Origin of the sequence: Neobacillus phoenicis (assembly GCF_047302305.1) — a bacterium.
Classification (GTDB): Bacteria; Bacillota; Bacilli; order Bacillales; family Cytobacillaceae; genus Neobacillus.
In genome coordinates this window covers 4,502,472-4,516,747 of sequence record NZ_CP154847.1, presented here as the reverse complement: position 1 = coordinate 4,516,747, position 14,276 = coordinate 4,502,472, and the positions used below count along the sequence as shown (strand labels likewise).

The 14,276-nt window shown below is 37.2% G+C and carries 12 protein-coding genes and 1 other annotated feature; of the genes, 10 read left to right on the top strand and 2 right to left on the bottom strand.

Features of this window, described 5'->3' with window-relative positions:
* Window positions 1–61 precede the first annotated feature (61 nt).
* The 9 genes from AA0X95_RS23115 to AA0X95_RS23075 all read left to right on the top strand — a co-directional run bounded on the left by AA0X95_RS23115 (window position 62) and on the right by AA0X95_RS23075 (window position 10,527).
* On the top strand, window positions 62–994 hold the full coding sequence (locus tag AA0X95_RS23115) for a beta-ketoacyl-ACP synthase III (RefSeq protein ID WP_413302054.1): 933 nt from the start codon (window positions 62–64) through the stop codon (window positions 992–994).
* A gap of 108 nt (window positions 995–1,102) precedes the next feature.
* Window positions 1,103–2,341, top strand: coding sequence for a beta-ketoacyl-ACP synthase II (fabF, locus tag AA0X95_RS23110; RefSeq protein WP_413302051.1), 1,239 nt, complete (start codon window positions 1,103–1,105; stop codon window positions 2,339–2,341).
* Between the two features lie 135 nt (window positions 2,342–2,476).
* On the top strand, window positions 2,477–3,250 hold the full coding sequence (locus AA0X95_RS23105; RefSeq protein WP_413302049.1) for a DUF2268 domain-containing protein: 774 nt from the start codon (window positions 2,477–2,479) through the stop codon (window positions 3,248–3,250).
* A gap of 166 nt (window positions 3,251–3,416) precedes the next feature.
* Window positions 3,417–4,442, top strand: a complete 1,026-nt coding sequence (locus AA0X95_RS23100; protein ID WP_413302048.1) for an ABC transporter ATP-binding protein — start codon at window positions 3,417–3,419, stop codon at window positions 4,440–4,442.
* Window positions 4,439–5,443 (top strand): ABC transporter ATP-binding protein, encoded by a 1,005-nt coding sequence (locus AA0X95_RS23095; protein ID WP_413302046.1) that lies wholly within the window; start codon window positions 4,439–4,441, stop codon window positions 5,441–5,443. Before AA0X95_RS23100 ends, AA0X95_RS23095 begins: the two co-directional genes overlap by 4 nt.
* 37 nt (window positions 5,444–5,480) lie before the next feature.
* Entirely contained in the window at window positions 5,481–7,193 is a 1,713-nt protein-coding gene (gene opp4A, locus AA0X95_RS23090; RefSeq protein ID WP_413302043.1) for an oligopeptide ABC transporter substrate-binding protein, read from the top strand.
* A gap of 175 nt (window positions 7,194–7,368) precedes the next feature.
* Window positions 7,369–8,334 carry an oligopeptide ABC transporter permease gene (gene opp4B, locus AA0X95_RS23085; protein ID WP_413302041.1) on the top strand — a complete coding sequence of 322 codons (966 nt, stop codon included), beginning with the start codon at window positions 7,369–7,371 and terminating at the stop codon, window positions 8,332–8,334.
* Window positions 8,335–8,345: 11 nt separating this feature from the next.
* Window positions 8,346–9,257, top strand: coding sequence for an oligopeptide ABC transporter permease (gene opp4C / locus AA0X95_RS23080; protein WP_413302039.1), 912 nt, complete (start codon window positions 8,346–8,348; stop codon window positions 9,255–9,257).
* Window positions 9,258–9,780: 523 nt separating this feature from the next.
* Window positions 9,781–10,527, top strand: coding sequence for a YjbA family protein (locus AA0X95_RS23075; RefSeq protein WP_413302036.1), 747 nt, complete (start codon window positions 9,781–9,783; stop codon window positions 10,525–10,527).
* 60 nt (window positions 10,528–10,587) lie between these two features.
* Here AA0X95_RS23075 and trpS read toward each other — a convergent pair whose 3' ends face one another.
* Both trpS and AA0X95_RS23065 read right to left on the bottom strand, forming a co-directional pair.
* Entirely contained in the window at window positions 10,588–11,580 is a 993-nt protein-coding gene (gene trpS / locus AA0X95_RS23070) for a tryptophan--tRNA ligase (protein WP_413310195.1), read from the bottom strand.
* 47 nt (window positions 11,581–11,627) lie between these two features.
* Window positions 11,628–11,879, bottom strand: a binding site (T-box leader).
* Window positions 11,880–11,930: 51 nt separating this feature from the next.
* Window positions 11,931–12,290: a DUF3899 domain-containing protein gene (locus AA0X95_RS23065; RefSeq protein ID WP_413302033.1), complete on the bottom strand. Its 360-nt coding sequence runs from the start codon at window positions 12,288–12,290 to the stop codon at window positions 11,931–11,933.
* 221 nt (window positions 12,291–12,511) lie between these two features.
* Between AA0X95_RS23065 and AA0X95_RS23060 the strand changes: the two genes are divergently transcribed.
* On the top strand, window positions 12,512–14,197 hold the full coding sequence (locus AA0X95_RS23060) for a peptide ABC transporter substrate-binding protein (protein ID WP_413302031.1): 1,686 nt from the start codon (window positions 12,512–12,514) through the stop codon (window positions 14,195–14,197).
* The last annotated feature ends 79 nt before the right edge of the window (window positions 14,198–14,276 follow it).

Sequence of the window (14,276 nt, the reverse complement as noted above, 5' to 3'; positions counted from 1 at the left end):
CATAATAATTGATATTAATTTTTGGATAAAGAGTTAGTTAAATAAAAAGGAGTTGGAATGTGTGAGAGCTGGTATTGTCGGAATTGGTAGGTATTTACCAGAGAAGATAGTCACTAATCAGGATTTAGAGAAAATGATGGATACCTCTGATGAATGGATTCGTACCAGAACAGGAATTGAAGAACGAAGAATTGCTGCGGATGATGTGAATACATCAGATATGGCGTTAGCAGCAGCTCAAGAGGCGATGAAACATGCTGGTATTACTGCAGAGGAAATCGATTTAATTTTGGTCGCTACGGTAACACCTGATACACCATTCCCTTCAGTTGCTTGTCGGATTCAAGAGAAACTAGGTGCAACGAAGGCTGCTGCAATGGATATTAGTGCAGCATGTGCTGGTTTTATGTATGGGATGGTTACTGCAAAGCAGTTTATCGAAACTGAAGTATATAAATATGTTCTAGTCGTTGGTGTTGAAAAACTTTCAAAAATTACTGACTGGAATGATCGAAATACTGCGGTTCTTTTTGGAGATGGCGCCGGGGCTGCTATTTTGGGCCCAGTTTCAGAGAATCGCGGAATTTTATCTTTTGAGCTAGGCGCTGACGGTACAGGAGCAAAGCACTTATACCAAGACGAATACATCATTATGAATGGTAGAGAAGTATTTAAGTTTGCTGTTAGACAAATGGGAGAAAGCAGCTTGAATGTTCTGGAGAAGGCAGGTTTAACGAAAGAGGATGTTGATTTCTTAATACCACATCAAGCAAATATTCGAATCATGGAAGCATCCAGACAAAGATTAGAACTACCTGTTGAAAAAATGTCTAAAACCGTTCATAAATATGGAAATACATCAGCTGCATCTATTCCTATTTCTATTGTAGAGGAATTGGAGGCAGGGAAAATTAAAGATGATGATGTCATCGTCATGGTAGGCTTTGGTGGTGGCTTGACATGGGGAGCCATTGCAATTCGCTGGGGAAAATAAAGAATTACTTGTAAAGTTACTTATGGATTTTTATAGAAAGTTGAATTACTTCAAAATAACACTTACTATAACAAAAAGGGAAAAGCTAGTTGAAAAGGAGATGTACAAATGGAAAAGCGTAGGGTTGTAGTAACAGGCGTTGGAGCGGTGACGCCGCTTGGTAACGATGTTGAAACAACATGGAAGGGTATTGTTGAGGGGAAATCAGGTATTGGTCCATTGACAAGAGTCAATGCAGACGAATACCCAGCAAAGGTGGCTGCGGAGTTAAAAGACTTTAATCCAGAATTGTTTATGGATAGAAAAGAAGCTCGAAAAATGGACCGTTTTACGCAATATGCCGTAGCGAGTGCATTAATGGCAGTTAAGGACGCCGACCTAACTATTAATGAAGAGAATTCAGAACGTGTTGGTGTGTGGATCGGGTCTGGTATTGGAGGAATGGAAACATTCGAACAACAATATGAAACCTTCCAAAAAAGGGGTTATAAGCGAGTAAGTCCATTTTTTGTTCCAATGTTAATTCCTGATATGGCAACTGGCCAGGTGTCAATTACCCTAGGTGCAAGAGGATTTAATTCATGTACAGTTACAGCATGTGCAACTGGAACGAATTCCATTGGAGATGCATTTAAAGTTATTCAACGCGGTGATGCGGATGTTATGGTAACAGGCGGCGCTGAAGCACCAATCACAAAAATGTCTGTTGCTGGGTTCTGTGCAAACACAGCACTCTCTACAAATCCAGATCCAGCAACGGCTAGCAGACCTTTTGATAAAAACCGTGATGGTTTTGTCATGGGCGAAGGGGCCGGAATCATTATTTTGGAAGAGCTAGAACATGCCCTTGCACGAGGAGCTAAAATCTATGCCGAAATCGTCGGTTATGGAGCAACAGGTGATGCCTATCATATCACTGCCCCTGCACCTGGTGGTGAAGGCGGTGCTCGTGCAATGAAGATGGCCATTAATGATGGTGGATTACAACCTCAAGATATAGATTATGTTAATGCCCATGGTACAAGTACTGAATATAATGATAAATTTGAAACATTAGCAGTAAAAGAAGTTTTCGGTGAGCATGCCTATAAACTTGCAATGAGTTCAACAAAATCAATGACCGGTCATCTATTAGGTGCAGCTGGTGGAGTGGAAGCGATCTTTACCGTATTAGCGATGAGAGATAGCATACTCCCACCAACCATTAATTATGAAACTCCAGATCCTGAATGTGATTTGGATTATGTAGTTAATAAGGCACGTTCAAAAGAAATCAAGGCTGCAATGAGCAACTCTCTTGGTTTCGGTGGACATAACGCAACCATCGTGTTTAAAAAATATGAATAAAAACCGTAGGTCGACCAGACAATATGTCTGGTCGATTTTTTACATCCTTAATTCCTACAAGTATTAAGAACCTCTTATATTTTTATTCATAAAATGGATAAAAGTGACTATTGGGCTCATTGGAGGTGGGGAATTATGGGAGTAATACGAACAGACAGCTGGCTGTTGGACGATTTTGATAATGCCATAAAAATATGTGAAAAACTTCAGCCGTATTTCAAGGGGAAAACAGCAAAACAAATTTACAACCTATTATCAAACTTTGGGATGTACCAGCCCTCGAGATCTTCAAAGGATTTCCTGCACAAAATGAATGAACAGAAAGTATGGGATCAGGTGGAACGTCTACTGGGTCAATATAAAGCTAAATGGAGTGGTCCGGACATACCTGTATTTCTCTTTCCGCTAGCTCAATCTAGAAGTCTTTTTATTAGAACAGACAGGAAGAAGGGAGGAGTTTCCTTTCCTGATAAAATGTTTTTATTTCTTTCCTCCCATGATGATGCAAAAGAAATCGAAGCATTGTTCGTCCATGAATATCATCATGTATGCAGGCTCCGTAAGATGAACAAAAAAATGGAGGATTATACACTCTTAGACTCATTGGTAATAGAAGGTTTAGCTGAATATACAGTATTTAGGCAATGCGGAGCGGAATACTTGGCAGATTGGTGCAGTATGTATACTGAAAAAGAGATATCATATTTTTGGAAGAAATTTTTAAAAGAACAATTAGAAATAAAAAAGAATGAAAGAGTTCATGACGAACTATTATTCGGAGGGGGAAGAGTACCTAAATTACTAGGGTATGCTGTTGGATATAACATTATTAATAAATATTATAAAAATCATAATTATTCTACAATACTATCTTTTGAAATACCAGCTTACAAATATGTTGAAGACTAAAATAGTTGAACTTGAAAAAGCCTATTAAATCAGGCTTTTTTTAATTTTGCAAGATTGAAAATTATCAATATTGTAAAAAAGTCTTGCAATTGTAACAATTCAGTAATAGAATTTTATTAGAATATAGAGAATTTACAGAATAATTTAAAAAGTAAGAAGGTGTACTATGAGCATAAAAAAACCGTTACTCAAAGAGGCACCATTGCTCGAAGTGAAAAATTTAGAGACAGCCTTTGATATTGAGGGTACTGATTATAACGCAGTAGATAATGTTTCTTTTACTGTTAAACCTCGACAAATTGTTGGTGTTGTGGGTGAATCAGGCTGTGGAAAATCTGTTATGAGTTTATCAATTATGCAGCTTCTTCCAAAAGGAATTGGAAAAGTAAAATCTGGTGAAATCATTTTCGATGGTGTAAATCTCGAGAAAATGAATGAATCACAAATAAATAAAATTCGCGGAAAAGACGTTTCAATGATTTTCCAAGAGCCAATGACCTCTTTAAATCCAGTATTTACAATTGGCTATCAACTACAAGAAGTTCTTTTCAATCATATGAAAATTTCAAAACAAGAGGCCCGTCAAAAATCAATAGCACTTTTAAAGAGTGTAGGGATCTCTCGACCTGAAAAAATTGTGGACGAATATCCCCATCAATTGTCAGGTGGAATGAGACAAAGGGTCATGATTGCCATAGCCATTGCCTGCCAGCCTAAGCTATTAATTGCCGATGAGCCAACTACTGCGCTTGATGTTACGGTGCAGGCACAAATCTTGGAGCTATTAAAAGATATCCAATCAGTAAATGATATGTCCGTTATTTTGATTACACATGATTTAGGTGTAGTAGCGGAAATGTGTGATGAAGTTATTGTCATGTATGCTGGGAAAATTGTAGAACGAACGGATGTAGACACACTCTTTCATAATCCTAAACATCCTTATACTACATTACTTTTGGGAGCAATTCCAAAAATGGAGGAAACGGAAGAAAGATTAAGCACAATCCAAGGAATTGTACCTTCACTCATTAATATGCCAAAAGTGGGCTGCCGGTTTGCCAATCGATGTCCAAAAGCTATGCCTGAATGTTTTACTATTACCCCTGAACTAGCAGAAGCAGAGGAGCATCATGAAGTTGCCTGCCTTCTTTATGAAACTAGTAAACCAAGACAAGGGGTGAGTAAATGAGTACCATAACTGTACATAAGAACCGGGAGGGCTCTCATTCAGAGAACCTATTAGAAATTCAGAATCTAAAAACCTATTATCCTGTTAAAGGGGGTTTTTTTAAACGAACAGTTGGAAATGTGAAAGCGGTTGATAATATCTCTTTTGAAATTAAAAGAGGGGAAACACTTGGACTAGTTGGTGAATCCGGCTGTGGTAAGTCTACTGCGGGGCGGACGATTTTACGATTGTTAAAACCCACCGATGGCAAAATCCTATTTGACGGAAAAAATATAACGAATATATCTGGGAAGTCCCTCAGAGAAATTCGGAAAGATATGCAAATGGTGTTTCAGGATCCTTATGCTTCGTTGAATCCGATGCAAATGGTCGGGGATATTATTGCAGAACCTATTTATAATTTCTCAAGAAAAAGCAAAGAGGAATTAAAACAAGAAGTGATGGATTTATTAACAAAAGTAGGTTTGCCACAGGATGCTTATTATAAATATGCACATGAATTTTCAGGCGGTCAGCGGCAAAGAATTGGTATCGCTCGTGCCCTTGCCCTTAGGCCAAAACTAATTATTGCGGATGAACCTGTTTCTGCACTTGATGTATCTGTCCAATCGCAAGTTTTAAATCTTTTAAAAGACCTGCAAAAGGAATTCGATTTAACCTTTCTCTTTATTGCCCATGACTTAAGTGTTGTGAAGCATATGAGCGATAGGATTGGTGTTATGTATTTAGGTAATATGGTTGAGATTGCAGATAAGGACAGCCTTTATGCACAACCACTACATCCATACACACAGGCTTTAATATCGGCTATTCCATCCCCTGATCCAAGGGTGAAAAAGGAGAGAATTATCCTAAAAGGCGATGTACCAAGCCCAATCAATCCACCGTCAGGATGTCCATTCCATCCGCGTTGCCCAATGGCAATGGAGGAATGTTCCAAAAGTAAACCAATATTAAAGGAGGTGAAGCCTTCTCATCGAGTAGCTTGCCACCTTTATTAAAAAAGGAAAAAATAAAATTTCTCTAGGGGGGAAAACAATGAAGAAGAAAAGTATGCTTATGCTTGCTGCATTAATGCTAGTTCTATCAGCGTTCTTGGCGGCGTGTAGCAGTGACAAAACAAGTACAAAGAAAAACGAAAACGAAGGTAAGTCTGGTGAAACAGCAGAAAAACCTCAGGATGGCGGTACGTTAGTATACGCGCTTGACTCAGCTCCAGAAGGCAAATTTAACTATTCATTCTATGGAACAACAACTGATGCATATGTTATTGATTTCTTTGATGAAAACCTAATTGATTACGATGCACAATTAAAGGCACAGCCACATATTGCTTCTTGGAAAACAGAAGACAATAAAGTATTCGATTTTGAAATTAAAAAAGGCGTTAAATGGCACAATGGTGACGAATTATCAGTAAAAGACTGGGAATTCTCTTTATACACTGTTGCTGACAAAGACTATGAAGGTCCACGTTTTGATAACGTTAGAAATATCGTAGGTGCACAAGATTTCCATGATGGAAAAACAGATAAAATTGAAGGTATTAAAGTAATTGATGATTACCATATCCAAATTACATTTGATAAAGCCCGTGTAAACAACTTGGATAACCTTTGGACATACCCTATGAACCGTACTGCGTTTAAAGGGATTGCAGTTAAAGACATGATGGGATCTGAACAAGTACGTACAAAGCCAGTAGGCTTAGGACCATTTAAAGTGACTAAGGTTGTTCCTGGTGAATCAGTAGAAATGGAACGCTTTGATGACTACTTTGGTGGAAAACCACACATTGAAAAAGTTGTTGTAAAAGTAATTGATCCATCACTTTCTGTTGGTGAACTTAAAAACGGTACACTTGATATGACATCATTCCACCCAAGCATTATCGACCAAGTAAGAGCACTTGATAATGTAAATACAATTACTTACCCAGGTGTAAGCTACTATTATGTTGGTTTCAGATTAGGTACTTGGGATGGCGAGAAAAACGTTATGAACGAGCCAAAATACCAAGAGAAAAAACTACGTGAAGCAATGTACTATGCAATTAATCGCGAAGAGTGGGTTAAGGCATTCTTCTTTGGCGTTGGTAAACCAGTTAACCGTCCAATTCCAACAAATCACTGGATTGCAGCAGACAATAAAGATTTAGAGCAATACAAATATGATCCAAAGAAAGCAAAAGAATTATTAGACGAAGCTGGATACAAAGATGTTGATGGCGATGGCTTCCGTGAAGATCCAAACGGTAAGAAATTTGTTGTAAACTTCAGTCACTATGCAACTTCAAATCCAACATTCGAATCACGTGCAAAAGCGTTAACTCAATATTGGGAAGAAGTAGGTTTAAAAACTAAGTTAACTATGACTGATGCTAACCTATACTATGACATGCTTGAAAAAGCAGATAAATCAATGGAAGTATTCTTCGGAGGCTGGTCAACAGGTGCTGATCCAGATCCAACTCCACTTTGGGGAACAAAATCACTTTGGAACTACCCTCGTTGGGTAAATGCTGATAGTGATAAGTTATTAGACCAAGCACTTGATATTAGTGTAGTAGGAACTGATAACGATAAGCGTAAAGACCTTTATGTACAATGGCAAAAACTATTCATGAAGGAACTTCCTGTATTACCAATTGCTGAGCTTGAAGAAACAATGGCAATAAACAAACGCGTGAACGGTGTGAAGTTCGACGTTTCTGGTAACAACCGTCCAAATGAATGGTGGATTAAACAATAATTACACAAGATTAACATGCAAAAAACTATGTTAATTGCTTAATAGGATTGAAATAGTCCAGGAGTTCAATGGGATGAGGGAGGAAGTATTCAGCTTCCAATTTCCCTCTCCCATTTGAACACTTTGGATACATACAACATGTATATAACATAGTTTAAAGACAAGGAGAATGCACATGCTGAAGTATGCATTTCGTAGAATTCTGGGCATGATTCCGATGTTATTCCTCATTTCGATCGTTGTCTTTTCCTTGGCAAAATTGATGCCAGGAGATTCCCTAAGCGGGGAAATCGACCCAAGGAATACCGACCCACAATATATTGCCGATATGCGGGAAAAACTGGGTTATAATGACCCGTTACCACAGCAATATGGACGTTGGATTGGAGATTTTGTTCAAGGGGATTTTGGTAAGTCAGCTCGTTTTAAAATACCTGCAGCAGAAGTAATCGGAGAACGTATACCTAATACATTACTACTAGGTTTTACTTCTATATTAATCACATACATTCTTGCTTTTTTTATGGGTTCTTACGCTGGGAGAAAGCCCTATACATTAGGGGATAATTTAATTGGTGGATTAAATTATTTAGGACTATCAATACCATCTTTTATCGCCGGGGTTTTTGCTATTTTCCTTTTTTCATTTACATTAGGTTGGTTTCCATCAAACGGCTCAGTTGATATTGGTGTTACCGATGGAACACTGGAATATTGGTTAAGCCGCCTACATCATGTATTTCTTCCTGCAGTAGTCCTAGGACTGTTGAGTACGGCAAGCTATACACAATTTTTACGTAACGATATAATCGATAATAGCCGAAAAGATTTTGTTCGTACTGCACGAGCAAAGGGAACGCCTGAGAGAAAAATTTATAATGTTCATATCTTAAGAAACTCAATTATTCCACTTATTACTTTTTTAGGTTTTGATTTAGTTGCAATTATCAGTGGTGCGATTATCACTGAAACGATTTTTACTTATCCAGGTCTTGGACAACTATTCTTACAATCTGTTGGTACCAGGGATTATCCAGTTTTAATGACGTTGACAATGTTATTCTCTTTCTTAACACTAGTTGGCAACCTTGTAGCTGACATACTGTACGGTGTTGTGGATCCGAGAATTAGGCTAGATTAGGGGGAGAAAAAATGGAAATTGTAACTCAGAAAAATCCTAATATTAGTACAGAACCCCCGAAAAAAAGTTTATCACCGTGGGCAATCGCTAGAAAAAAGTTTTTAAAGAACAAACTGGCTATGATTAGCTTTGTATTCCTAGTCATTGTGGCAATAGTTTCTTTTCTTGCACCGTATATTACCACAGCAGACGTAGGCAGGATTAATATTGGTCAGATGTCTTTAGAGCCATCGAGTAAACATTGGCTAGGAACAGACAAGGCAGGTAGAGATGTATTTACCAGGTTACTATATGGTGGACGAATTTCATTATTAGTAGGCCTTAGCTGTACACTATTTGTCATATTCCTTGGGACCATTATTGGTTCGATTTCAGGCTATTTTGGTGGTGCAGTAGATAGTATATTAATGAGATTTACTGACTTTATCTTAAACTTTCCTTTTATAGTATTTGTTATTGTTTTAAATGCCATTCTTTTTGGAAAGGTAAATGGGTTGTGGGTTTTAATTGGAACCATAAGCATTTTAAGCTGGGGTGGAATTGCAAGGATAGTTCGAAGTAAGATTCTTGCTGAAAAAGAAAATGAATACATTATAGCCGCAATATCAATTGGCTGTTCTCCTGCAAAGATTATCGTAAAACACCTATTACCGAACATTTTATCAACTATTATTGTACAAGCGACCATTACATTTGCTACAATGATTGTTGCGGAAACAGGCTTAAGCTTTTTAGGCTTTGGTGTTCCTCAAGAAATTCCAAGCTGGGGAAATATGTTGAATTCAGCAAATGAACCAGATGTACTCCAATTTAAACTATGGATTTGGGTGCCTCCTGCCTTAACGATTACCGCTACTATATTATCGATCAACTTTATCGGTGAAGGCTTAAAAGACGCCTTTAATCCAAAATCAAGACGATAAAATCTACCATTATGACATGGTAGATTTTTTTTGTTATAGGACGGAGAAGAAGGGCAATAGGAGAAGTCTATGAGCCCAGACTGTCTGAAAGAAAGAGAAGAAGGTCGCATAGAAGGCGTCTATGAGCCCAATCTGGCTGAAGGAAAGAGAAGAAGGTCGTATAGAAGGAGTCTATGAACCCTATCTGTCTGAAAGAAAGAGAAGAAGGTCGCATAGAAGGAGTCTATGAACCCTATCTGGCTGAAATAAAGAGAAGAAGGTCGCATAGAAGGAGTCTAAGAGCACAAACTGTCTGAAAGAAAGAGAAGAAAGTCGCATAGAAGCAGTTTATAATCCCAAGTTATGTAGCAATATATTTCCTAACATAATTGCAGGAGACTCACCATATACATAAGATAAATTAATAGGACAAGTATATATAATTTAATAAATACAGCTGGTGCAAAATATATATAAAGGAATAATTTAACTAAGGTCTGCCCATACTGATTGACAAACAGTTTTTGAAGTGAGGGGTTGTAAAATGTTGTATCTTCATGATGTTTGGGTAAATTGGTTTGAAGGGGAAGAAAACGGTTATAATGTATGCCACTTTCATGAATGGCGTAAGGATGATGGAGTGGAATTGTTGGACCAAGTGCCACTTTTAAAAATCGAGCCGATTCTATTTAACTACATCGAGAATGATTTATCAGAATTACCTCAACAGCTCCTAGATGACATTTATCAGAAAGCATACTTAAGAAAAAACCATGAAAGAGTCCAGCTTGATTATTGTTTCGTTGTCACCGACGGGACTGGGATTTTAGCAGTAGATACAATTGGCTATACCATCCCTATTCGAAAAAGCAGACTAATTCCAAGACAGGAACAGCTTGTTTATGAAATGATTAGTCAGCATGAAGCAAAAAAATATCATTTTTATGGACAACCGAAAACAAAGGATTTTCATATTCTTTCACCTGAACCAGAACTGATGAGAGGATTGACAAGAAAAGAACGTCAGTTAAAACAACTATTATTCATGGCTCTTGATCAGTTGCTTTCATCAAATAATGAGGCAGAGGTCAGGTATTGGTTTACAGAATGGTGTCCTGAGAAATATTCGACTATTCAAGAGTTGAATTTTGAGGAAGCATGGGAACAGCTATTCGAGGAAGCAAAGTACGGTTGGTCTAAACGGCATGAAACCTTTTGTGAAAATTTAATTAAGGGACAGCCATTTTTTGAGAAGCTTTGGGAAATGGAGCATGGTCCTAAAGTAAACTAAAAGCCTGATCCAAAAGGAATAAATCCTTTTGGGCTCAGGCTTTTGTTTTTTTACTTTATGTTATTTTCTCTTTCTGCCAAGACCCATGGCGTTTTCCATCTTTTTAAGGGTCTTGTTTGCCACAATGTTTGCCTTTTCAGCTCCACGATCTAAAATATCATCCAGTTCGCTTGATTCCATTAAGTTATAATATTTCTCTTGAATTGGCTTAAAGACATTAACTACCACATCAGCTAAATCGCCTTTAAAATCTCCATATCCCTTGCCAATATACATTTCCTCAATTTCGGCAATAGGTTTCTTAGCCAAGATTGAATAAATGGATAGCAGATTGGAAACACCCGGTTTATTTTCTTTATCAAATTTCACAATTCCGTCTGAATCCGTCACAGCGCTCTTTATTTTTTTAATGATCTGTTTAGGGTCATCTAAAGGAGTAATAAAGGACTTTTGATTTGGGTCTGATTTACTCATCTTTTTGGTAGGCTCTTGGAGAGACATAATTCGAGCACCAACCTTAGGAATACTGATTTCGGGTACAGTAAGGATATCATTATACTTTTTGTTAAATCTTTCTGCCAAGTCACGTGTTAATTCCATATGTTGCTTCTGGTCTTCTCCGACTGGAACAAGATCAGTGTTATACAATAAAATATCTGCAGCCATTAGCGGCGGGTAGGTCAATAGACTAGCTGAAACAGCTTCTTTACCTGTTGATTTGTCTTTAAATTGTGTCATTCTTTCCAATTCTCCAATATAAGAGACACACTGCATCATCCATCCTGCTTGAGCGTGTGCAGGTACTTCTGATTGGATAAATAAAGAGGCCTTGTTTGGATCAATCCCTACAGCAATATAAAGCGCAGCTAAGCTTCGAATATTTTTACGAAGTGTTACAGGGTCTTGGGGAACTGTTATCGCATGTTGGTCAACGATACAAAAGTAGCAATTATATTCATGTTGCAATTCAACAAACTGCATCATTGCCCCTATATAGTTCCCAAGTGTAATTGTACCACTGGGCTGAATACCAGAAAAAATCGTTTTCATTATGAATCCTCCTAAAAAGTTATATAAAAAAAACCATTCATCCCTACTACTATAGGGACGAATGGTTCGCGGTACCACCCTAAATTACTCATATGAGTCACTCAGTTCCAAAATAGCTGGTCGCCTTTTGGAGTCCTACTAACGTAAGGATCACGTCTATCCCTACTACTTCTATTTTCCTAAATAAAAGGTTCAGGTAGAAGCTCAAAAGTCCATTCCGTATTTTTTCGCGTTTGTTTACACCAGCCACAAACTCTCTTAACCGATTGAAAATACGTACTAATCTTTATCATCGCTAACATATTTTATTTGATTATGCTAATTATAAAGGAAGAACATAATTAGTTTCAAGTCTACAAATAATAATATAGGCAAAGGGCTACCAACATGAGTAATCCATTGACTAATCCGTAGAAAAGGAGGGGTTTCTGATCAATCGTAATCAATTCAGATAGTGCTGGGATTTCCTCGAATTTCCTCTTATTCTCTCCTCTAGTAAAGGCAAGATTAAAGGATTTGCCTATAACATCGTAAAAACCAGAATGTATTGTATATAGTAGTAACGATGTTAGGAGAAGAATGGCGGAAATATAAAAAGATATATTGATATAGCTGAGTAAGGAAATTTCTTTATTGAAAATGATGGAAATTATTACTATTAACAATTGGGTTAGTCCAAGAACCACAATTTTCTTCTTAAATCTAGGATTCATTTTATTACCTCCAAATCATTGATTTAATAAGGGAAACTATCGATTATTATACATAAAAATCTGTATAAGTCTAAATTATATCATAGCTATTTGTAATGATTACGTAAAAATTGTATCTAATCTGTAAATTAAATTTTAAAAAATAATGTACAATTAATTCAAAATATGTATAATAGAGAATGTAGTAATTTTTCAGAATAATAGAAAAGGGAGGTCTACAAGTGAAGAAATCAAAACTTTCACTACTTTTAGTTTTGTCACTAGTACTTAGCATGTTCCTAGCAGCATGTTCAGGCGGTGATAAAAAAGAAACGACCAAGAATGAAGGCAAAAATACTGCTGGCACTGAAGAGAAATTAGCGGATGAGCAAGTTCTTAATGTATTAGAATCTGCTGAGATTCCTACTATGGACAGTGTAATGGCAGAAGATGTATTAGGTTTTACAATGTTAAACGCTACTAACGAAGGTTTATATCGTTTAGATGCAGACCAAAAGGTTATTCCTGGAGTAGCTGATGGTATGCCAACATACAACGACGATAAAACAGTTTTAACAATCAAATTAAGACAAGATGCAAAATGGTCAAATGGTGACCCTGTAACTGCTCATGATTTCGTATATTCATGGCAACGTGCAATCAATCCAGATACTGCTTCACCTTATGGTCCATACTTCATGATGGGCAAAATCAAAAACGCTACTGAGATTTCTGAAGGTAAAGCAAAGCTTGAAGATCTTGGTATCAAAGCTTTAGACGATTATACTTTAGAAATTACTCTTGTAAGAGCATTACCTTACATTGAGTCTTATATCACTTTCCAATTGTTCTACCCACAAAACCAAAAGTTTGTTGAAGCACAAGGCGCTGACTATGCGAAGGATGCTGCTCACTTACTTTACAATGGTCCTTTCAAAATGACTAAGTGGGATGGCCCAACTGCAACTGAGTGGGTATTAGAAAAGAACGAAACTTATACAAATGCTAAAGACGTTACTTTAACAAAGATCAACTTCAACGTGTCAAAAGATCCACAAGCATCTGCAAACGCATTTACTGCTGGTGAAACTGACATTACACCAAAGCTTGCACAAGCTGCAATCCTTTCACAATACGAAGGATCTGATGAATTATTACGTTACCAAGAGCCATCAATCTGGTGGTTAAAAATGAACGAAAAGAATCCTGCTTTGAAAAACAAAAACATCCGTAAAGCTATTGCATTGTCTGTAGACAAAAAAGCATTAGTTGACGATGTATTAGCAAACGGTTCAATCGTTGCTGATTTCTTAGTACCAAAAGGCTTCGCTTTTGACGAAAATGGAAAAGATTTCCGTGATACTGCTGGCCAATGGTCTAAGGCAAATAAAGAAGAAGCTAAGAAGTACTGGGATAAAGGTTTAGCTGAACTAGGTGTTAAAGAAGTGAAGTTCACTTATGTTGGTCAAGATACTGAAACAGCAAAAACTACTGATGCATTCATTAAAGACCAGTTAGAGAAAAATCTTCCTGGATTAAAGCTTACTATCGAAAGCGTACCTTTCAAAATCCGTATCGCTCGTGAAAATAAATTCGAATACGATTTATTAATGGGTGGTTGGGGACCAGACTATGCTGACCCAATGACATATATGGATCTTTGGATCACTGGTGGAGAGCAACAACACATGGATTACTCAAATCCAGAATTTGATAAGTTAATCAAAGCTGCTAGTGAAGAGTTACAAGGACAAGAGCGCTGGAAAGCATTACAAGATGCAGAAAAAATCTTGTTAGAAGATGATGCAGCAATTGCACCACTTTACCAACGTTCTGTAAACCTATTGATCAACCCTAAAGTTAAAGGTTTCGCTCACCATGCATTTGGTGCTGACTATAGTTACCAGTGGATTAAAATCACAAAATAGTAACTATACTAATCAAATAGGAAGAGAGTATATTTCATCAATATACTCTCTTTTTACCTGTATGAGAATTGTCGAAAAA